This is a genomic window from Pseudomonas asturiensis, from assembly GCF_900143095.1.
Classification (GTDB): Bacteria; Pseudomonadota; Gammaproteobacteria; order Pseudomonadales; family Pseudomonadaceae; genus Aquipseudomonas; species Aquipseudomonas asturiensis.
The window spans coordinates 1-20,824 of the sequence record NZ_FRDA01000024.1 but is presented as its reverse complement, the minus strand read 5'-3'; the positions used below and the strand labels follow the sequence as shown (position 1 = coordinate 20,824).

At 55.1% G+C, this 20,824-nt stretch carries 17 protein-coding genes, 4 tRNA genes and 1 rRNA gene; all 22 read right to left on the bottom strand.

Annotated features, from left to right (window positions below; genetic code table 11):
- Positions 1–4: 4 nt before the first annotated feature.
- The 22 genes from rplC to rrf all read right to left on the bottom strand — a co-directional run bounded on the left by rplC (position 5) and on the right by rrf (position 20,650).
- Complete coding sequence (rplC, locus tag BUB69_RS26325) at positions 5–640, bottom strand: 50S ribosomal protein L3 (RefSeq protein WP_024687032.1); 636 nt, start codon at positions 638–640, stop codon at positions 5–7.
- 81 nt (positions 641–721) lie between these two features.
- The gene (rpsJ, locus tag BUB69_RS26320) at positions 722–1,033 is read right to left on the bottom strand and encodes a 30S ribosomal protein S10 (protein ID WP_003186070.1); all 312 of its coding nucleotides are present in this window, start codon (positions 1,031–1,033) and stop codon (positions 722–724) included.
- A gap of 141 nt (positions 1,034–1,174) precedes the next feature.
- Positions 1,175–2,368 carry an elongation factor Tu gene (gene tuf / locus BUB69_RS26315; RefSeq protein WP_024687033.1) on the bottom strand — a complete coding sequence of 398 codons (1,194 nt, stop codon included), beginning with the start codon at positions 2,366–2,368 and terminating at the stop codon, positions 1,175–1,177.
- 31 nt (positions 2,369–2,399) lie between these two features.
- A complete protein-coding gene (fusA, locus tag BUB69_RS26310; protein WP_073172719.1) occupies positions 2,400–4,505 on the bottom strand; it encodes an elongation factor G in 2,106 nt (701 codons plus the stop codon).
- Positions 4,506–4,535: 30 nt separating this feature from the next.
- Entirely contained in the window at positions 4,536–5,006 is a 471-nt protein-coding gene (gene rpsG / locus BUB69_RS26305) for a 30S ribosomal protein S7 (protein ID WP_002555493.1), read from the bottom strand.
- Positions 5,007–5,128: 122 nt separating this feature from the next.
- Positions 5,129–5,500, bottom strand: a complete 372-nt coding sequence (gene rpsL / locus BUB69_RS26300; protein WP_002555494.1) for a 30S ribosomal protein S12 — start codon at positions 5,498–5,500, stop codon at positions 5,129–5,131.
- Positions 5,501–5,694: 194 nt separating this feature from the next.
- Positions 5,695–9,894 (bottom strand): DNA-directed RNA polymerase subunit beta', encoded by a 4,200-nt coding sequence (gene rpoC / locus BUB69_RS26295; RefSeq protein ID WP_024687035.1) that lies wholly within the window; start codon positions 9,892–9,894, stop codon positions 5,695–5,697.
- Positions 9,895–9,958: 64 nt separating this feature from the next.
- Positions 9,959–14,032, bottom strand: coding sequence for a DNA-directed RNA polymerase subunit beta (rpoB, locus tag BUB69_RS26290; RefSeq protein WP_073172716.1), 4,074 nt, complete (start codon positions 14,030–14,032; stop codon positions 9,959–9,961).
- A 220-nt stretch (positions 14,033–14,252) separates the two neighbouring features.
- Positions 14,253–14,618: a 50S ribosomal protein L7/L12 gene (gene rplL / locus BUB69_RS26285; RefSeq protein WP_024687037.1), complete on the bottom strand. Its 366-nt coding sequence runs from the start codon at positions 14,616–14,618 to the stop codon at positions 14,253–14,255.
- Between the two features lie 79 nt (positions 14,619–14,697).
- Complete coding sequence (rplJ, locus tag BUB69_RS26280; protein WP_003431816.1) at positions 14,698–15,198, bottom strand: 50S ribosomal protein L10; 501 nt, start codon at positions 15,196–15,198, stop codon at positions 14,698–14,700.
- 198 nt (positions 15,199–15,396) lie between these two features.
- Positions 15,397–16,092, bottom strand: coding sequence for a 50S ribosomal protein L1 (gene rplA / locus BUB69_RS26275; RefSeq protein ID WP_073172713.1), 696 nt, complete (start codon positions 16,090–16,092; stop codon positions 15,397–15,399).
- Entirely contained in the window at positions 16,092–16,523 is a 432-nt protein-coding gene (rplK, locus tag BUB69_RS26270) for a 50S ribosomal protein L11 (protein ID WP_024687039.1), read from the bottom strand. Before rplK ends, rplA begins: the two co-directional genes overlap by 1 nt.
- A 118-nt stretch (positions 16,524–16,641) precedes the next feature.
- Entirely contained in the window at positions 16,642–17,175 is a 534-nt protein-coding gene (gene nusG / locus BUB69_RS26265) for a transcription termination/antitermination protein NusG (protein WP_003317113.1), read from the bottom strand.
- 9 nt (positions 17,176–17,184) lie between these two features.
- On the bottom strand, positions 17,185–17,553 hold the full coding sequence (secE, locus tag BUB69_RS26260) for a preprotein translocase subunit SecE (RefSeq protein WP_005887064.1): 369 nt from the start codon (positions 17,551–17,553) through the stop codon (positions 17,185–17,187).
- A gap of 46 nt (positions 17,554–17,599) precedes the next feature.
- Positions 17,600–17,675: transfer RNA gene (locus tag BUB69_RS26255), tRNA-Trp, on the bottom strand.
- 163 nt (positions 17,676–17,838) lie between these two features.
- Positions 17,839–17,914 (bottom strand) — tRNA-Thr (locus tag BUB69_RS26250).
- A gap of 26 nt (positions 17,915–17,940) precedes the next feature.
- A tRNA-Gly gene (locus tag BUB69_RS26245) sits at positions 17,941–18,014 on the bottom strand.
- A 24-nt stretch (positions 18,015–18,038) separates the two neighbouring features.
- A tRNA-Tyr gene (locus BUB69_RS26240) sits at positions 18,039–18,123 on the bottom strand.
- A gap of 142 nt (positions 18,124–18,265) precedes the next feature.
- Positions 18,266–18,694: a hypothetical protein gene (locus BUB69_RS26235; protein ID WP_073172710.1), complete on the bottom strand. Its 429-nt coding sequence runs from the start codon at positions 18,692–18,694 to the stop codon at positions 18,266–18,268.
- 7 nt (positions 18,695–18,701) lie between these two features.
- The gene (locus BUB69_RS26230) at positions 18,702–19,451 is read right to left on the bottom strand and encodes a pantothenate kinase (protein WP_073172705.1); all 750 of its coding nucleotides are present in this window, start codon (positions 19,449–19,451) and stop codon (positions 18,702–18,704) included.
- Positions 19,441–20,400, bottom strand: coding sequence for a bifunctional biotin--[acetyl-CoA-carboxylase] ligase/biotin operon repressor BirA (gene birA / locus BUB69_RS26225; protein ID WP_073172702.1), 960 nt, complete (start codon positions 20,398–20,400; stop codon positions 19,441–19,443). The genes BUB69_RS26230 and birA overlap by 11 nt, the downstream gene beginning before the upstream one ends.
- Before the next feature lie 134 nt (positions 20,401–20,534).
- Positions 20,535–20,650, bottom strand: a 5S ribosomal RNA gene (rrf, locus tag BUB69_RS26220).
- Positions 20,651–20,824: the final 174 nt, after the last annotated feature.

Below are 20,824 nucleotides of genomic sequence, written 5' to 3'. Positions count from 1 at the left end.
CCCCTTAACCGCGAGCCTTGGCTGCCGGACGTACAACCAGGTTGCCGCCAGTAGCGCCAGGAACAGCACCCTTGACCAACAACAGATTGCGTTCAGCGTCCACGCGCACTACTTCCAGGGACTGCACGGTCACGCGCTCAGCGCCCATATGACCGGACATTTTTTTGCCCTTGAATACACGACCAGGAGTCTGGCACTGGCCGATAGAGCCCGGGACGCGGTGGGAGACGGAGTTACCGTGGGTGTTATCCTGACCACGGAAATTCCAGCGCTTGATCGTACCCTGGAAGCCTTTACCCTTGGACTGACCGGTTACATCAACCAGTTGACCAGCAGCGAAGATTTCAGCGTTGATCAGATCGCCAGCCTGGTAGTCGCCTTCTTCAAGACGAAATTCCATGATGGTACGACCGGCAGCAACGTTCGCCTTGGCGAAGTGGCCTGCCTGCGCAGCTGTAACACGCGAAGCACGACGCTCGCCGACAGTGACTTGCACTGCACGATAGCCATCGGTTTCTTCGGTTTTGAACTGAGTGACGCGATTCGGCTCGATCTCAATGACCGTGACCGGAATGGAGACACCTTCTTCGGTGAAAATACGGGTCATACCGCATTTACGACCGACTACACCAATAGTCATGTTGTAAACCTCATGAGTGTACGGGGCTTTCACCCGCTATGGCCGCCCATTTCAGAGCGTTACACGACTAAGACCCAAGTCTTAGCCGAGGCTGATCTGAACTTCCACACCGGCCGCAAGATCAAGCTTCATAAGAGCATCAACGGTTTTATCCGTTGGCTGGACGATGTCCAGAACGCGCTTATGAGTACGGATCTCATACTGGTCGCGCGCGTCTTTGTTGACGTGCGGAGAAACCAGAACGGTGAACCGCTCTTTACGAGTCGGCAGTGGAATCGGACCACGCACCTGTGCACCAGTACGTTTCGCGGTTTCCACGATTTCCTGGGTTGATTGGTCGATCAGGCGATGGTCAAAAGCCTTCAACCTGATACGGATTTGCTGGTTTTGCATTGGATTCAGACTCCAGATTGCTGTTCCCACCGAGCGCAATACGCCCGTTAAAAGGAGGCGCAATTCTATAGACGAGCTGGCGGGGTGTCAACCCAATAAAAAAGCCCCCGCAAGGCGGGGGCTCTTTCAAGGCATCAACGCTTAAGCGACGATTTTTGCTACTACACCAGCGCCGACGGTACGACCGCCTTCACGGATAGCGAAACGCAGACCGTCTTCCATTGCGATTGGCTTGATCAGGGTAACGTTAACTTTAACGTTATCACCTGGCATTACCATTTCTACGCCTTCCGGCAGTTCGCAGCTACCGGTTACGTCGGTAGTACGGAAGTAGAACTGTGGACGGTAGCCTTTGAAGAACGGAGTGTGACGACCGCCTTCTTCCTTGCTCAGAACGTAGATTTCAGCTTCGAACTGAGTGTGCGGCTTGACGGTACCTGGCTTGACCAGAACCTGGCCACGCTCAACGTCGTCACGCTTGGTGCCACGCAGCAGAACGCCGCAGTTCTCACCAGCACGACCTTCGTCCAGCAGCTTGCGGAACATCTCAACGCCAGTGCAAGTAGTCTTGGTAGTGTCACGCAGACCTACGATTTCTACTTCTTCCTGGATCTTGATGATGCCACGCTCAACACGACCGGTAACAACAGTACCGCGACCGGAGATCGAGAATACGTCTTCGATTGGCATCAGGAACGGCTTGTCGATAGCACGAACTGGTTCTGGGATGTAGCTGTCCAGAGTTTCAACCAGCTTCTTGACAGCAGTGGTGCCCATCTCGTTGTCGTCTTGGCCGTTCAGAGCCATCAGAGCCGAACCGATGATGATCGGAGTGTCGTCACCTGGGAAATCGTAGGTGCTGAGCAGGTCACGCACTTCCATTTCAACCAGTTCCAGCAGCTCAGCGTCGTCAACCATGTCAGCCTTGTTCAGGAAGACAACGATGTACGGAACGCCAACCTGACGGGACAGCAGGATGTGCTCACGAGTCTGAGGCATCGGGCCGTCAGCAGCGGAACAAACCAGAATCGCGCCGTCCATCTGGGCAGCACCGGTGATCATGTTTTTTACGTAGTCGGCGTGACCTGGGCAGTCAACGTGCGCGTAGTGGCGAACGGCCGAATCGTATTCAACGTGAGCGGTGTTGATGGTGATACCACGAGCTTTCTCTTCCGGGGCGCTGTCGATCTTGTCGAAGTCAACCTTTGCGGAACCGAAAACTTCGGAGCAAACACGAGTCAGAGCAGCGGTCAGCGTGGTTTTACCATGGTCGACGTGACCGATGGTGCCAACGTTGACGTGCGGTTTGTTACGTTCAAATTTTTCTTTAGCCACGACAAATAACTCCTAGCCTAAAGGCGCTGAATCAGCCTTGTTTTTTGGTTACAGTTTCGACGATGTGCGACGGCGCTGTATTGTATTTTTTGAATTCCATAGAGTAGCTTGCGCGACCCTGAGACATGGAGCGAACGTCGGTCGCATAACCGAACATCTCACCCAACGGAACCTCGGCGCGGATAACCTTGCCGGAAACCGTATCTTCCATACCCAGAATCATGCCGCGACGACGGTTAAGGTCGCCCATCACGTCACCCATATAGTCTTCAGGCGTAACAACCTCTACCGCCATGATCGGCTCAAGCAACTCACCACCGCCCTTTTGGGCCAGTTGCTTGGTCGCCATGGAAGCAGCCACCTTAAACGCCATCTCGTTCGAGTCGACGTCGTGGTAAGAACCATCAAACACGGTAGCCTTCAGGCCGATCAGCGGATAGCCGGCGACAACACCGTTCTTCATCTGCTCTTCGATACCCTTCTGGATAGCCGGGATGTATTCCTTAGGAACAACACCACCCACCACTTCGTTCACGAATTGCAGACCTTCCTGACCTTCGTCAGCAGGCGCAAAACGGATCCAGCAATGACCGAACTGGCCACGACCGCCGGATTGACGAACGAACTTGCCTTCGATTTCGCAGTTCTTCGTGATGCGCTCACGATAGGAAACCTGAGGCTTGCCGATGTTGGCTTCGACGTTGAACTCACGGCGCATCCGGTCAACCAGGATGTCCAGGTGCAGCTCGCCCATGCCAGAGATGATCGTCTGACCAGTCTCTTCATCAGTTTTTACGCGGAAAGACGGGTCTTCCTGAGCAAGTTTGCCCAGTGCGATACCCATTTTTTCCTGGTCATCCTTGGTTTTAGGCTCAACGGCAACCGAAATAACCGGCTCCGGGAAGTCCATACGAACCAGAATGATTGGCTTGTCAGCGTTGCACAAGGTTTCACCAGTGGTGACGTCCTTCATGCCGATCAAGGCCGCGATGTCACCAGCGCGCACTTCCTTGATTTCTTCGCGGGCGTTTGCGTGCATTTGCACCATACGACCCACACGCTCTTTCTTGCCTTTGACCGAGTTGATCACGCCGTCGCCGGATGCCAACACGCCCGAGTAAACACGGACGAAAGTCAAGGTACCCACGAATGGGTCGGTAGCGATCTTGAACGCCAGAGCCGAGAACGGCTCGTCGTCGTCTGCATGACGCTCCATCTGAATTTCCTCGTTATCAGGGTCGGAACCCTTGATAGCAGGAATGTCGACTGGAGCCGGCAGGTAGTCGATTACGGCGTCGAGAACCAGGGGAACGCCCTTGTTCTTGAACGAAGAACCACAAACAGCCAGAACGATCTCACCAGCGATAGTACGCTGACGCAGAGCGGCCTTGATTTCCGCGTTGGTGAGTTCTTCACCTTCGAGGTACTTGTTCATCAGCTCTTCGCTGGCTTCGGCCGCAGCCTCAACCATGTTGCTGCGCCACTCGTCAGCCAGTTCCTGCAGCTCTGCAGGGATAGGCTTGCGAACAGGAACCATACCCTTGTCAGCATCGTTCCAGTAAACAGCTTCCATGGACATCAGATCGATCTGACCCTGGAAATTGTCTTCCGAACCGATCGCCAGCTGGATAGGCACCGGTGTGTGACCCAGGCGCTGCTTGATCTGAGCGATCACGCGCAGGAAGTTCGCACCTGCACGGTCCATCTTGTTCACGTAAACGATACGTGGAACGCCGTATTTGTTGGCTTGACGCCATACGGTTTCGGACTGCGGCTCTACGCCGGAAGTACCACAGAACACAACGACCGCGCCGTCGAGTACACGCAGGGAACGTTCAACTTCAATAGTGAAGTCAACGTGGCCCGGGGTATCGATGACGTTGAAGCGGTACTGATCTTTGTGCTGCTTTTCAGAACCCTGCCAGAAGGCAGTGATGGCAGCAGAAGTGATGGTAATACCACGCTCCTGCTCCTGAACCATCCAGTCTGTGGTCGCGGCGCCGTCATGCACCTCGCCCATCTTATGACTTTTGCCGGTGTAAAAAAGGACGCGCTCGGTGGTAGTGGTTTTACCAGCATCCACGTGAGCGACGATACCAATGTTACGGTAACGGCCAATCGGTGTAGTACGAGCCATAAAGCCCTCGCAAAATTAGTGACGCTGAAATTAGAAGCGGTAGTGCGAGAAAGCCTTGTTGGCCTCAGCCATACGGTGCACGTCTTCACGCTTCTTGACCGCAGCACCTTTACCTTCGGCGGCGTCCAACAGTTCGCCAGCCAAACGCAGAGCCATAGACTTCTCACCGCGCTTACGCGCGAAGTCTACCAGCCAACGCATTGCCAGAGCATTACGACGGGACGGACGAACTTCGACAGGAACCTGGTAAGTAGCACCGCCTACACGGCGCGACTTTACTTCGACCAGCGGAGCGATGGCGTCGAGAGCTTTCTCGAAGATTTCCAGGGGATCGCTGTTCTTACGCTCTTTAACCTTCTCCAGCGCGCCATAAACGATACGCTCGGCAACGGCTTTCTTGCCGCTTTCCATCACGTGGTTCATGAACTTCGCCAGAATCTGGCTTCCGTATTTTGGATCGTCAAGCACTTCGCGCTTGGCTGCTACGCGTCTTCTTGGCATGGATAAGCCCTCAAACGGTCTTCAGGTTAGCTCGGGACCACCACCCAGAAAAGGATGCGCCCGACCTTACTCTTATCGACTCAGAAAAATAGAAATCTGCAATTTTTAACAGAAGCCAAGTACTACTTAGGCTTCTTGGTACCGTATTTCGAGCGACCCTGGTTACGGCCTTTAACGCCGGAGGTATCCAGAGAACCACGAACGGTGTGATAACGAACACCTGGCAAGTCTTTTACACGACCGCCACGGATCAGTACCACGCTGTGCTCTTGCAGGTTGTGACCTTCACCGCCGATGTACGAGGAAACCTCGAAACCGTTGGTCAGGCGCACACGGCAGACTTTACGCAATGCCGAGTTAGGTTTTTTCGGCGTGGTGGTATACACACGAGTGCACACACCGCGACGTTGCGGGCAGTTCTGCAGCGCAGGCACGTCGGATTTCTCGACGATACGCTTACGCGGCTGACGTACCAGCTGGTTGATAGTTGCCATCTACTAGCTCCACTGTTGTCTTGCGACGCTATTGTCTTACAAGAAAAGCAAATGACAGGGCACAAGCCCCGCCAAATTTAGGGGTACAAGAGTCTAAAGAGGATCCTGCCCCCAGTCAAGACAAAGCCCCGACGTCCGCATCAGGGGTACAGCACGAATGCTGTACGACTGATGCGAGTGCCGAGGCTTTAGTCTCAGTTACCGCTGGAGTTCAACGCTTCAGTCAGAGCGGCTTCTACCTCGCTCGCGCTGACACGCATCGGTTTGTCCATTTCACGGCGACGCTTGCGCTCGCTGTGATATGCCAGACCGGTACCGGCCGGGATCAGACGACCCACAACCACGTTTTCCTTCAGGCCGCGCAGGTAGTCGCGCTTGCCAGTCACAGCTGCTTCGGTCAGTACGCGGGTTGTCTCCTGGAAGGAGGCCGCGGAGATGAACGACTCAGTGGACAGCGATGCCTTGGTGATACCCAGCAGAACGCGTGTGAACTTGGAAACAAACTTGTCTTCCGCGCCCAGACGCTCGTTCTCTACCAGTACGTGAGTCAACTCCATCTGGTCGCCCTTGATGAAGCTGGAATCGCCAGACTCGGCAATCTCAACTTTACGCAGCATCTGACGCAGAATGGTCTCGATGTGCTTGTCGTTGATCTTCACGCCCTGCAGGCGGTAAACGTCCTGAATTTCGTTGACGATGTACTTGGCCAGCGCACTTACACCCAGCAGACGCAGGATGTCGTGTGGATCGCTCGGACCGTCGGAGATAACTTCGCCGCGGTTCACTTGTTCGCCTTCGAAGACGTTCAGGTGGCGCCACTTCGGAATCAGCTCCTCGTACGGATCGCTACCGTCGTTCGGGGTAATGACCAGACGGCGCTTGCCTTTGGTCTCTTTACCGAACGCGATGGTACCGCTGACTTCTGCAAGGATCGAAGCCTCTTTCGGGCGACGAGCTTCGAACAGGTCGGCAACACGCGGCAGACCACCGGTGATGTCACGGGTTTTCGAAGTTTCTTGCGGAATACGAGCGATAACATCACCGATCGCGATCTGCGCACCGTCCGCAACACCCACCAGGGCGTTTGCAGGCAGGAAGTACTGTGCAGGTACGTCAGTACCCGGCAACAGCAGATCCTTGCCATCCAGACCCACCATCTTCACAGCAGGACGGATGTCCTTGCCGGCAGCCGGACGGTCTTTGGCATCAAGCACTTCAATGTTGGTCATACCGGTCAATTCGTCAGTCTGACGCTTGATCGTGATGCCCTCTTCCATGCCGACGTAGGTAACAGTACCTTTCATCTCGGTGACGATTGGGTGAGTGTGCGGATCCCACTTGGCCACGATAGAGCCAGCGTCGACCTTGTCGCCTTCCTTCACCGAAATCACTGCACCGTACGGCAGCTTGTAACGCTCACGCTCACGACCGAAGTCATCAGCGATCGCCAGTTCACCGGAGCGGGATACCGCAACCAGATGGCCGTCAACACGCTCAACGTGCTTCAGGTTGTGAAGACGGACGGTACCGCCATTCTTCACCTGAACGCTGTCGGCTGCCGAGGTCCGGCTTGCCGCACCACCAATGTGGAAAGTACGCATTGTCAGCTGGGTACCCGGCTCACCGATCGACTGTGCAGCGATAACGCCGACAGCTTCACCGATGTTGACCTGGTGACCACGAGCCAGGTCGCGACCGTAGCACTTGGCGCAGATGCCATAGCGGGTTTCGCAGCTGATTGGCGAGCGAACGATCACTTCGTCGATGCTATTCAGCTCGATGAATTCAACCCACTTCTCGTCTACCAGCGTACCGGCAGGCACGATGACTTCTTCTGTACCCGGCTTGAACACGTCACGGGCAATAACTCGACCCAGTACGCGCTCACCCAGAGGCTCGACGACGTCACCGCCTTCAATGTGCGGAGTCATCAGCAAGCCGTGCTCGGTGCCGCAATCAACCTCGGTAACCACCAGATCCTGCGCGACGTCTACCAGACGACGGGTCAGATAACCGGAGTTAGCGGTTTTCAACGCGGTATCCGCAAGACCCTTACGAGCACCGTGAGTAGAGATGAAGTACTGAAGTACGCTCAAACCTTCACGGAAGTTCGCAGTGATCGGCGTTTCGATGATGGAACCGTCCGGCTTGGCCATCAGACCACGCATACCGGCCAGCTGACGGATCTGGGCTGCGGAACCCCGCGCACCCGAGTCAGCCATCATGTACATCGAGTTGAAGGATTCCTGGTCGACTTCGACGCCATGGCGGTCGATAACCTTCTCTTTCGAGAGGTTGGACATCATCGCCTTGGATACTTCGTCGTTCGCCTTGGACCAGAGGTCGATCACCTTGTTGTACTTCTCGCCCTGAGTAACCAGGCCCGAGGCGTACTGACTTTCGATCTCTTTAACTTCTTCGGTGGCCGCGTCGATGATGCGAGCTTTCTCATCCGGGATAACGAAGTCGTTAACGCCAATGGAAACACCCGAGATCGTCGAGTAGGCAAAACCGGTATACATCAACTGGTCAGCGAAAATAACGGTCTCTTTCAAACCAACCACGCGGTAGCACTGGTTGATCAGCTTGGAGATCGCCTTCTTCTTCATCGGCTGGTTGACGACGTCGTAGGACAGGCCGGCCGGAACCACCTGGAACAGCAGCGCACGGCCGACAGTGGTGTCGACGATACGGGTGTTCTTGACGCTGCCACCATCACGATCGTTGACCGTTTCGTGGATGCGAACCTTGACCTTGGCGTGCAGAGCAGCTTCGCCGGCGCGGAATACGCGGTCGACTTCCTGCAGGTCTGCAAACACACGGCCTTCGCCCTTGGCGTTGATCGCTTCACGGGTCATGTAGTACAGACCCAGTACAACGTCCTGCGAAGGAACGATGATTGGCTCACCGTTGGCTGGCGACAGGATGTTGTTGGTCGACATCATGAGCGCGCGCGCTTCGAGCTGAGCTTCCAGCGTCAAAGGTACGTGAACGGCCATCTGGTCGCCGTCGAAGTCGGCGTTGTACGCAGCACAGACCAGAGGGTGCAGCTGGATAGCCTTACCTTCGATCAGTACCGGTTCAAATGCCTGAATACCCAGACGGTGAAGCGTTGGCGCACGGTTCAGAAGCACTGGGTGTTCGCGAATCACTTCGGCAAGAACGTCCCACACTTCCGGCAGCTCGCGCTCAACCATTTTCTTGGCAGCTTTGATGGTCGTGGCCAGGCCACGCATTTCCAGCTTGCCGAAAATGAACGGTTTGAACAGCTCGAGAGCCATTTTCTTTGGCAGACCGCACTGATGCAGACGCAGGGTCGGACCCACGGTAATTACCGAACGACCGGAGTAGTCAACGCGCTTACCGAGCAGGTTCTGACGGAAACGACCTTGCTTACCCTTGATCATGTCAGCCAGGGATTTCAGAGGACGCTTGTTGGAACCGGTGATTGCGCGACCGCGACGACCGTTGTCCAACAGGGCATCGACCGCTTCCTGCAGCATGCGCTTTTCGTTGCGCACGATGATGTCAGGAGCAGACAGATCCAGCAGACGCTTCAAACGGTTGTTACGGTTGATGACTCGACGATACAGATCGTTGAGGTCGGACGTCGCGAAACGGCCACCGTCCAGCGGAACCAGGGGACGCAGATCTGGCGGCAGAACCGGCAGAACGGTCAGCACCATCCACTCAGGAAGGTTGCCGGAACCCTGGAACGCTTCCATCAGTTTCAGACGCTTGGACAGCTTCTTGATCTTGGTCTCGGAATTGGTTTGCGGAATTTCTTCACGCAGACGGCCAATTTCGTGCTCCAGATCGATAGCGTGCAGGAGCTCACGAACAGCTTCGGCACCCATGCGGGCGTCGAAATCGTCACCGAACTCTTCCAGCGCTTCGAAGTACTGCTCATCGTTCAGCAACTGACCCTTTTCGAGGGTGGTCATGCCTGGATCGATAACGACATAGCTCTCGAAGTAGAGAACGCGTTCGATATCACGCAGGGTCATGTCCATCAGCAGGCCGATACGGGACGGCAGGGACTTCAGGAACCAGATGTGTGCCACTGGCGAAGCCAGTTCGATGTGAGCCATGCGCTCACGACGAACTTTGGCCAGAGCCACTTCAACACCGCATTTTTCGCAGATGACACCGCGGTGCTTCAGGCGCTTGTACTTACCGCACAAGCACTCGTAATCCTTTACCGGGCCAAAGATCTTGGCGCAGAACAGACCATCACGCTCAGGCTTGAACGTGCGGTAGTTGATGGTTTCCGGTTTCTTAACTTCACCGAACGACCACGAGCGGATCATTTCAGGCGACGCAAGGCCGATGCGGATAGCATCGAACTCTTCGACTTGACCCTGGTTTTTCAGCAAATTCAGTAGGTCTTTCAAGGCCTTTCCTCCTGGCGGAGCAGGGAGCAGGGATTTACGCCCTGCTCCCGATTCACGTCACGTGTTATTCGGTTTCCAGATCGATATCGATACCGAGAGAACGGATTTCTTTGATCAACACGTTGAAAGACTCGGGCATGCCCGGCTCCATACGGTGATCGCCGTCCACGATGTTTTTGTACATCTTGGTACGACCGTTCACATCGTCCGACTTGACTGTGAGCATTTCCTGCAGAGTGTACGCCGCGCCGTATGCTTCCAGCGCCCACACTTCCATCTCCCCGAAACGCTGACCACCGAACTGCGCCTTACCACCCAGCGGCTGCTGGGTAACCAGGCTGTAAGAACCAGTGGAACGCGCGTGCATCTTGTCGTCCACCAAGTGGTTCAGCTTCAGCATGTACATGTAGCCAACTGTTACAGCGCGCTCAAACTTGTTGCCCGTGCGGCCGTCGAACAGTTGCATCTGGCCGCTCTCTGGCATGTCAGCCAGCTTGAGCATTGCCTTGATTTCGCTTTCCTTGGCGCCGTCGAACACCGGAGTGGCCATCGGAACGCCGTTACGCAGGTTCTTCGCCAGATCCAGAACTTCCTGGTCGGTGAATTCGTCCAGGTTTTCCTGACGGCCACCGATCTCGTTGTAGATCTCGGTGAGGAACTTGCGCAGCTCAACCACTTTACGCTGCTCTTCGAGCATGCGGTTGATCTTCTCGCCCAGACCTTTGGCCGCGAGGCCCAGGTGGGTTTCAAGGATCTGACCGACGTTCATACGCGAAGGTACGCCCAGCGGGTTGAGTACGATGTCCACCGGCGTACCGTTGGCATCGTGCGGCATGTCTTCAACCGGCATGATCACGGAGACCACACCTTTGTTACCGTGACGACCAGCCATCTTGTCGCCAGGCTGGATGCGACGGCGGATTGCCAGGTAGACCTTGACGATCTTCAGTACGCCCGGTGCCAGGTCATCGCCCTGTTGCAGCTTGCGCTTCTTGTCTTCGAACTTGTCGTCCAGCAGACGGCGGCGATCAACGATGTAAGCCTGAGCTTTTTCGAGCTGCTCGTTCAGAGCATCTTCGGCCATACGCAGTTTGAACCACTGACCGTGCTCAAGACCGTCGAGAACCTCGTCGGTGATCTCCTGACCTTTCTTCAGGCCAGCACCGCCTTCTGCAATACGGCCAACCAGGGCAGAGCGCAGACGCTCGAACGTGGCACCTTCAACAATACGGAACTCTTCGTTCAGATCCTTGCGGATCTCGTCGAGTTGCGACTTCTCGATGGACAGTGCACGTGCGTCACGCTCAACGCCATCACGCGTGAAGACCTGAACGTCGATAACAGTACCCTTGGTACCGGTCGGCACACGCAGGGAGGTATCTTTAACGTCGCTAGCCTTCTCACCGAAGATCGCGCGCAGCAGTTTTTCTTCTGGCGTCAGCTGGGTCTCGCCTTTCGGGGTGACCTTACCGACCAGAATGTCGCCGGCGCCCACTTCAGCACCAACGTAAACGATACCGGCTTCGTCCAGCTTGTTCAGCGCCGCTTCACCCACGTTCGGGATGTCGGCAGTGATTTCCTCTGGGCCAAGCTTGGTGTCACGGGCCACACAGGTCAGTTCCTGAATGTGGATCGTGGTGAAGCGATCTTCCTGAACGACACGCTCGGACAGACAGATGGAGTCTTCGAAGTTGAAACCGTTCCAGGCCATGAACGCGATGCGCATGTTCTGACCCAGTGCCAGCTCGCCCATGTCAGTGGACGGACCATCAGCCATGATATCGCTGCGCTGAACACGATCACCCTTGCTCACCAACGGACGCTGGTTGATGCAGGTGTTCTGGTTGGAACGGGTGTATTTGGTCAGGTTGTAGATATCTACACCCGCCTCACCGGTTTCAACTTCATCGTCAGCAACACGAACCACGATACGGCTGGCATCAACCGAGTCGATCACGCCGCCACGACGAGCCACGACGCAAACGCCGGAGTCGCGCGCCACGTTACGTTCCATGCCGGTACCAACCAGCGGCTTGTCAGCACGCAGTGTGGGTACAGCCTGACGCTGCATGTTCGAACCCATCAACGCACGGTTGGCGTCGTCGTGCTCGAGGAACGGGATCAGGGACGCTGCTACCGATACAACCTGCTTGGGCGAAACGTCCATCAGGGTAACGTCGGCAGGTGCCTTGACCGTAAATTCGTTGAGGTGACGTACCGCAACCAGCTCGTCGATCAGCTCTTGCTTGTCGTTCATTGCGGCCGAAGCCTGTGCAATGACGTGGTCTGCTTCTTCGATTGCCGACAGGAAAACGATTTCGTCGGTGACCAGACCTTCTTTCACAACGCGATACGGGCTCTCGAGGAAGCCGTACTGGTTGGTGCGAGCGTAGGCTGCCAACGAGTTGATCAGACCGATGTTCGGACCTTCCGGTGTTTCAATCGGGCACACGCGACCGTAGTGAGTCGGGTGAACGTCTCGAACCTCAAAGCCGGCGCGCTCACGAGTCAGACCACCAGGGCCGAGTGCGGAGACACGACGCTTGTGGGTGATCTCGGACAGCGGGTTGTTCTGGTCCATGAACTGGGAAAGCTGGCTGGAACCGAAGAACTCTTTGACCGCAGCAGCGACTGGCTTGGCGTTGATCAGGTCCTGAGGCATCAGGCCTTCACTTTCAGCCATCGACAGACGCTCTTTGACCGCACGCTCTACACGCACCAGGCCTACACGGAACTGGTTCTCGGCCATCTCGCCGACACAGCGAACACGACGGTTACCCAGATGGTCGATGTCGTCGACGATGCCTTTGCCGTTACGGATGTCAACGAGGGTCTTGAGGACCGCTACGATGTCTTCCTTGCACAACACGCCCGAACCTTCGATCTCGGTGCGACCGATACGGCGGTTGAACTTCATGCGACCTACAGCGGACAGGTCGTAGCGCTCAGGGCTGAAGAACAGGTTGTTGAACAGGGTCTCGGCAGCATCTTTGGTCGGCGGCTCGCCAGGACGCATCATGCGATAGATCTCGACCAGCGCTTCCAGTTGGTTGCTGGTGGAGTCGATCTTCAATGTGTCAGAAACGAACGGACCACAGTCGATGTCGTTGGTGTACAACGTTTCGATCCGAACAACCTGAGCCTTGGCAATCTTGGCCAGGATTTCAGTGTTCAGCTCGGTGTTGCACTCGGCGATGATTTCGCCGGTAGCCGGATGCACGATGACCTTGGCAGTCGTGCGACCCAGGACGTAGTCCAGAGGCACTTCCAGCTCTTTGATCCCGGCTTTTTCCAGCTGGTTGATGTGACGAGCGGTGATACGGCGACCTTGCTCGACAATGACCTTGCCTTTGTCGTCCAGGATATCCAGGACAGCAATCTCACCACGCAGGCGCTGAGGCACCAGTTCCAGGCTCAGGTTTTCACCGCGAACATGGAAAACGTTGGTGGTATAGAAAGCATCGAGCACTTGCTCGGTGGTGTAACCCAATGCGCGCAGCAGTACGGACGCAGGCAGCTTGCGACGACGGTCGATACGGACGAATACGCAGTCTTTCGGATCGAACTCGAAGTCCAGCCACGAACCGCGGTAAGGAATGATACGAGCGGAGTACAGCAGCTTACCGGAGCTGTGCGTCTTGCCACGGTCGTGGTCGAAGAATACGCCAGGCGAGCGGTGCAGCTGAGACACGATAACGCGCTCGGTACCGTTAATTACGAAGGTACCGTTTTCAGTCATCAGGGGGATTTCACCCATGTAGACTTCTTGCTCTTTGATGTCCTTGATCGCTTTGTTCGACGACTCTTTGTCGAAGATGATCAGACGAACCTTGACTCGCAGAGGTACAGCGTAAGTCACACCACGCAGCACGCATTCCTTGACATCAAATGCCGGTTCGCCCAAGCGATAACCTACATACTCCAGCGCAGCATTGCCGGAGTAGCTGATGATCGGGAAAACGGATTTGAAGGCTGCATGCAGACCGACGTCGCGGAACTGATCTTTGGTCGCTCCCGCCTGCAGGAATTCGCGATACGAATCCAGCTGGATGGCCAAGAGATACGGCACATCCATTACGTCCGGCAACTTGCTAAAGTCCTTGCGGATACGTTTTTTCTCAGTATATGAGTAAGCCATCAGCGTTCCCCAGCTTGGTCACCTGCTTGTTTGGCTCCCTCCCGACGGAAGCAGCCAGAAAATCGTGCAAACCCCTTGGTTTGCGCCACCGTCTTCGGTGGATCCTGCACGCTACAGAGATTGACCGCGCCAATCGTCTATAACGGAAAAAGGCCGGTGGCAAAAGCCACCAGCCATCAGCCTTTCGCTAAATGCGTGGGCTGGACACTCAAATCGATGCTTATTTCAGCTCGACTTTAGCGCCTGCTTCTTCCAGAGTAGCTTTGGCTTTGTCAGCTGCGTCTTTGGCAACAGCTTCCAGGACCATTGCTGGAGCGCCGTCAACGACTGCCTTGGCTTCTTTCAGGCCCAGACCGGTCAGTTCACGAACTGCCTTGATCACGTTAACTTTCTTCTCGCCAGCTTCCAGCAGCATGACGTTGAATTCAGTTTGTTCTTCAACAACAGCGGCAGCAGCAGCTGGACCAGCAGAAGCAGCGGCAGCAGTAACGCCGAACTTCTCTTCGAACGCCTTGATCAGCTCTACAACCTGCAGAACGGACATTTCAGCTACGGCGTTAAGGATATCGTCTTGAGAGATGGACATGACTCAATTTCCTGAATTGGGGGACGGCCTACGCGACCATCAAAATAAACAAAAATACGCGAAAAGATCTGACTCAGCCTTAGGCTGCAGCTGCTTCTTTTTGGTCGCGAACAGCCGCCAGAGTACGAGCCAACTTGCTGGTAGCGCCTTGAATCACGCTCATCAGCTGAGAAATTGCTTCGTCACGGGTCGGCAGGCTTGCCAGTACGTCGATCTGATTAGCTGCGAGGAACTTGCCCTCGAACGCAGCTGCCTTGATCTCGAACTTGTCCTGACCTTTGGCGAATTCCTTGAACAGTCGGGCAGCAGCGCCCGGATGCTCGTTAGAGAATGCGATCAAGGTCGGGCCAGTGAACACGTCGTTGAGAACACTGAATTCAGTGTCAGCAACAGCGCGCTTGAGCAGGGTGTTACGTACAACACGTACGTAAACGCCAGCTTCACGAGCCTCTTTACGGAGTCCGGTCATAGCGCCGACTGTCACGCCGCGGGCATCAGCCACGACTGCGGACAGACCAGCTTTGGCAGCCTCGTTGACTTCAGCGACGATGGCCTTCTTGTCTTCGAGTTTAATTGCCACGGGTTTAACTCCTGCTTGTTACCGTTTCATCTGGCCGGAGCCTGATGTCGTTTTGGTGTCTGATTCGGTAAGGAACCGGGAGCACCATCTGCGTAGGCTTGAGTTTTAAGACTTTCGCCGCCTACGGTCTTGGATAGCCCCCGCCAGGCAGGGACCCCAATTTTTCAGCGACACGTCGTCAGACGCATCGCCTGTGTCTTACGCGTCCAGCGAGCCCTGATCGATCACCAGGCCTGGGCCCATGGTGGTGCTCAGAGTAACGCGCTTGACGTAAATACCTTTCGAGGAAGCAGGCTTGATACGCTTGAGATCAGCGAGCAGCGCTTCAACGTTTTCCTTCAGCTTGACGGCGTCGAAACCGACTTTGCCAACGGAAGTGTGGATGATGCCGTTCTTGTCGGTGCGATAACGAACCTGACCAGCCTTGGCATTCTTGACGGCGTTAGCAACGTCAGGAGTAACAGTGCCGACTTTCGGGTTAGGCATCAGACCGCGAGGACCAAGAACCTGGCCCAGCTGACCAACAACGCGCATTGCGTCCGGGGAGGCAATGACGACGTCATAGTTCAGGTCGCCAGCTTTCATTTCAGCAGCCAGATCGTCCATACCAACGCGGTCAGCGCCGGCAGCCAGAGCGGCTTCAGCAGCAGGACCCTGGGTGAATACTGCAACGCGTACAGTCTTGCCAGTGCCGTGCGGCAGAACGGTAGCGCTACGCACTACCTGATCAGATTTACGAGGGTCAACGCCCAGGTTTACAGCGACGTCTACGGACTCGCTGAACTTGACGGTCGACAGCTCGGTCAGCAGAGCGGCTGCATCTACAAAGTTGTAGGCCTTGCCAGCTTCGATCTTGCCAGCGATTGCCTTTTGGCGCTTGGTCAGCTTAGCCATTACACACCCTCCACGTTAAGGCCCATGCTACGAGCGGAACCGGCGATAGTACGCACGGCCGCATCCATGTCAGCAGCTGTCAGATCCGCATTTTTTACTTTTGCGATTTCTTCCAGCTGAGCACGGGTCACGGTGCCAACTTTAACGGTGTTCGGGCGAGCCGAGCCGCTGGTCAAACCTGCAGCCTTCTTCAGCAGAACCGACGCAGGGGTACTTTTTGTTTCGAAAGTGAAGCTACGGTCGCTGTATACAGTGATGATCACTGGAGTCGGCAAGCCTGGCTCAAGACCCTGAGTACGGGCGTTGAACGCTTTGCAGAATTCCATGATGTTCACACCATGCTGACCCAGAGCCGGGCCTACTGGCGGGCTTGGGTTAGCCTGAGCGGCTTTCACTTGCAGCTTGATGTATGCAGTTATCTTCTTGGCCATGAGGCACTCCAATTACGGGTTCAAGCGCCAATAAAGGCTCCCCGGTTGCTTACGCGTATATCCCAGTGACGAAAAAACCCCACAGCCTTAGGCTGCGGGGTATGGGATTCCAGCTCAGTTATGCCTTTTCGACCTGACTGAACTCCAACTCTACCGGAGTAGAGCGTCCGAAAATGAGCACCGCCACTTGGATACGGCTCTTTTCGTAGTTAACTTCTTCTACCGTGCCGTTGAAATCGGCAAACGGACCGTCGGTGACACGAACAACCTCACCCGGCTCGAACAGAGTCTTGGGCTTCGGCTTGTCGCTGCCGTCAGCAACGCGACGCAGAATCGCTTCTGCCTCTTTATCTGTTATGGGTGCAGGCTTGTCAGCGGTACCGCCGATGAAACCCATGACACGAGGGGTATCCTTGACCAAGTGCCAAGTACCTTCGTTCATGTCCATCTGTACAAGCACATAACCAGGGAAGAACTTGCGTTCGCTTTTGCGTTTCTGGCCATTACGCATTTCAACCACTTCTTCAGTGGGAACCAGAATTTCGCCGAAGCCATCTTCCATGCCTGCCAGCTTCACACGCTCGACCAACGAGCGCATGACATGCTTCTCGTAACCGGAGTAAGCATGCACTACGTACCAACGCTTAGCCACGGGACACCCTTAGCCAACTATCAAGGAAACAAGCCAGCCGAGCAGGGAATCAAGCCCCCACAACAGCAACGCCATAACCAGCACAACAGCCACGACGATCAATGTGGTTTGAGTGGTTTCTTGGCGAGTAGGCCAAACGACTTTACGAATCTCTGCGCGAGCTTCTTTCGCCAGAACGAAAAAAGCTTTGCCTTTACCAGTCTGCAGCGCTACAAAAGCAGCAGCCGCAGCGATAACCAGGAGAGCGAGAACACGGTACAGGATCGGCTCAGCAGAGTAGTACTGATTACCGACAACACCCACGACCACCAGAACGACTACCAGGAGCCATTTCAGCAAATCAAAGCGAGAGTCTGATGCTTCAGCCTTGGGATTCATCTACGGAGATCCTGTGAAAAGAAAGCCAGATTACATTTTCTGAATCTGGCAGGTCAGGAGGGAATCGAACCCCCAACCTACGGTTTTGGAGACCGTCGCTCTGCCAATTGAGCTACTGACCTAAAAGCAAAATCAGGCCGACCATTATGCTGACCTGACAATAGTTTTTCAACACATCATTCAGATTTTGCCGTAAATCGACACACATCCAAATGATCAAGGCACCCCACACACAGCAGAGCCACCTAAAACAAAGGCAGATATTTTCATATCTGCCTTTGGCAATGGAGCTCTTGAGCGGATTCGAACCGCTGACCTCACCCTTACCAAGGGTGTGCTCTACCAACTGAGCTACAAGAGCAAAACAACCTGCATGAACCACAAACATGGAGCGGGTAGCGGGAATCGAACCCGCATCATCAGCTTGGAAGGCTGAGGTTCTACCACTAAACTATACCCGCGCAATTTGCAGTTCGCGCTAAATCTGGTGGAGGGGGAAGGATTCGAACCTTCGAAGTCGTAGACGTCAGATTTACAGTCTGATCCCTTTGGCCGCTCGGGAACCCCTCCTAAGCGAGGCAGCATTCTCAACTCATGCCACCCTTCTGTCAACCTTTTTCTCATTAAAAACCTGAGGTTACATGCGTTGACCATTTCTACTTCGTTAGCGAGACTTTCACCTCACTGCGAAGCGGGCGCCATTCTATTCAAACTATTCGACAGTTGCAATGCCTTCACATGACATTATTTTATTTTTTATTTGAGGGAAGTCCTGAGCAAGCTGAGTCATGACACCGACCTCAACAAGACGCCTGCTTTCAGGAGCGATCTTGAGCCAATAAGCAGCCGCCACAGGCGATGGCAATGCCTGAAATTGCGACTGGATATCAAGACTGTTAAGGCGCTGCTCGACAGCTCGAGCGTCTTCCTGGCGGGAAAAACCGCCCAGATAAAGGCAGCTTGCCTCTACCCCCTTTGATACGCGGGCCGGATCAGATTCGCTGAGCAGGTGAATATCCTGTTGTGCCGCACGATTCAGCGACAGGGGAAGGACCTCCTTTGCCCTTAGCGGAGCCTCCTGCTGATGCCAGATGTAATAAAAGCCATTAAGCATTAACAGGAGGAGAAATAACCAGCGCATAGGAACCTCAGGACAATGGGCAAGCGAGCGCAAGACCGACAAAAACCAGATCCGGTACCACTCGGGCGCCGGGCAATACATCCATGACCAGGCCAGCGTCACCGCCCGTTACAAAGACCGTGAAGTCATCCCCCCAATACCCTTTGGCAATGTCGACCTGAGTCAACGCAAATCCTCTGAGCATAAGTGAGCAACCTCTCTCAACCGCCTCAGCGGTCGAACGCCCTGGCACAAGCCCTGTCAGCGCCCTCTGGGCAGCGTCATCGTCATATCTGATGCGCCGGGTGTGAGTGCGTAGCTGATCACGCATCAATGGCATGCCAGGGCATATGAAGCCACCCAAGTGCTGACCCTCAGCACTTACGAAGTCAGACGTCACGGCAGTCCCCAGATCAATTACAAGGCATGCAGTCCGAACGCAGTGATAGGCGCCGACGAACGCCAACCAGCGGTCGAGCCCCAAACGCTCAAACTCTTCATAGCCATTCACGACCCCGGCGAGCTCACGCGCAGGCACAGCACACACCGGAGTGATCGAAAACACCGTCGCGAGAACCGCTACGAGCCGCTCAGTCTCCACAGCATTACGCACACTTACCAGCCGGCAGTCGCTTAGGGCAAGGTCCGGCAACTGTCGAAGACTCTCCAACAGCGCGTCATCCGAATCTACGACGCCTCCGGCCAGCACTGAACTATCACCTCGATTCGTTACCCGCCACTTGATGAAGCTATTGCCGCAATCGAGCTCAAGAATCATCGCGCAACCTCAGGCTGAGTTCACCACCACTAAAGCTCTTTTCCACACCGTCAACTTCCAAACGCAATGCGCCCAGCGCATCGATACCTAACACAGTGCCGTTGATAGCCTGCGCACCAGAAAGCAGCGTGACTGCAGCACCTTGCCATAAATGCCCAGCCTCCCAATCCTTCTGAAATGCCACAAACCCTTCCTGGCGATGGACCTCAAGGAACGACTCAAGCTTTTCACTCAGGCGCACAGCCAGATGATTGCGATCCGATAGTTGACCCGTCTCGAGCCGTACGGAAGTCCATGACTGATCGACTTCTGCCGAGGCCTGCATATTCACGTTGATTCCTACACCGATAATCACATGACAGACATCAGCCGGATCACCTATGAGCTCCAGCAGGATTCCGGCGATCTTGCGCCTGCCCACGAGAACGTCATTGGGCCATTTGAGGCCAGCCTTGGTTACCCCGACATCGCGCAGGACATTCATCACCGCAAGCCCCACCATCAGACTGAGGCCTTCTAACTGGCGCATGCCACCGTCGATTCTTAAAATCAGGCTGTAATAGATATTGTCGGCGAAGGGGCTGACCCATTTACGACCGCGTCGCCCCCTGCCGGACGTTTGCCGCTCTGCAAGTACGAGCATCGGCACGTCGCAGCCACCAGCAATCAAACGAGCCGCTTCGGCATTTGTCGAGTCCACCGAGTCATAGGTTTTAGCCGACCAATTCGAAGGAAGGCCTGAGCGTGTTATGGCAGACGCATCAAGAAGCGAAATCGGGGTTGCAAGCCTGTAACCACGTCCGCGCACTTTATGGACCTCAATACCCAGCTCGGCCTCAAGCAGCTGAAGCTGCTTCCAGACAGCGCTTCGACTGACTCCCAGAGCCTCCCCAAGCACCTGCCCGGAATGAAAAGCACCGTCAGCAAGAAGCGTCAACAACATCAGCATGTAAGAATCGCCTGGCAATGAGGCACGCATGATAGCTACGCAGAAGCATGATGCATAGAAACCAGCGCCTGTTTTAAAGGCCGAAAAAGACAAAACCCCTCACCGCGTAAGCGATGAGGGGTTCTGGAATTGAATCTTGACGATGACCTACTCTCACATGGGGAAACCCCACACTACCATCGGCGATGCATCGTTTCACTGCTGAGTTCGGGATGGGATCAGGTGGTTCCAATGCTCTATGGTCGTCAAGAAATTCGGGTACCGAACCGTGCCAGGAGGCGCGTTTCAGCAAATCGGGTATGTGATATCGGTGTCGTTTGTGACGCAAACTTTCGGTTCGTGTCGTCTTCACAGTCACCGCAATCTGTGCCCTTAGGTCGCAGATTGCTTGGGTGTTATATGGTCAAGCCTCACGGGCAATTAG

What these genes read in the sequence shown, in the direction of transcription:
- rplA (WP_073172713.1), bottom strand. Translation starts at nt 16,092, where the DNA reads ATGGCTAAGCTGACCAAGCGCCAAAAGGCAATCGCTGGCAAGATCGAA.
- rplL (WP_024687037.1), bottom strand. Translation starts at nt 14,618, where the DNA reads ATGTCCATCTCTCAAGACGATATCCTTAACGCCGTAGCTGAAATGTCC.
- rpsG (WP_002555493.1), bottom strand. Translation starts at nt 5,006, where the DNA reads ATGCCAAGAAGACGCGTAGCAGCCAAGCGCGAAGTGCTTGACGATCCA.
- rpsJ (WP_003186070.1), bottom strand. Translation starts at nt 1,033, where the DNA reads ATGCAAAACCAGCAAATCCGTATCAGGTTGAAGGCTTTTGACCATCGC.
- rpsL (WP_002555494.1), bottom strand. Translation starts at nt 5,500, where the DNA reads ATGGCAACTATCAACCAGCTGGTACGTCAGCCGCGTAAGCGTATCGTC.
- birA (WP_073172702.1), bottom strand. Translation starts at nt 20,400, where the DNA reads ATGCTGATGTTGTTGACGCTTCTTGCTGACGGTGCTTTTCATTCCGGG.
- secE (WP_005887064.1), bottom strand. Translation starts at nt 17,553, where the DNA reads ATGAATCCCAAGGCTGAAGCATCAGACTCTCGCTTTGATTTGCTGAAA.
- rplK (WP_024687039.1), bottom strand. Translation starts at nt 16,523, where the DNA reads ATGGCCAAGAAGATAACTGCATACATCAAGCTGCAAGTGAAAGCCGCT.
- rplC (WP_024687032.1), bottom strand. Translation starts at nt 640, where the DNA reads ATGACTATTGGTGTAGTCGGTCGTAAATGCGGTATGACCCGTATTTTC.
- BUB69_RS26230 (WP_073172705.1), bottom strand. Translation starts at nt 19,451, where the DNA reads ATGATTCTTGAGCTCGATTGCGGCAATAGCTTCATCAAGTGGCGGGTA.
- fusA (WP_073172719.1), bottom strand. Translation starts at nt 4,505, where the DNA reads ATGGCTCGTACTACACCGATTGGCCGTTACCGTAACATTGGTATCGTC.
- rpoB (WP_073172716.1), bottom strand. Translation starts at nt 14,032, where the DNA reads ATGGCTTACTCATATACTGAGAAAAAACGTATCCGCAAGGACTTTAGC.
- BUB69_RS26235 (WP_073172710.1), bottom strand. Translation starts at nt 18,694, where the DNA reads ATGCGCTGGTTATTTCTCCTCCTGTTAATGCTTAATGGCTTTTATTAC.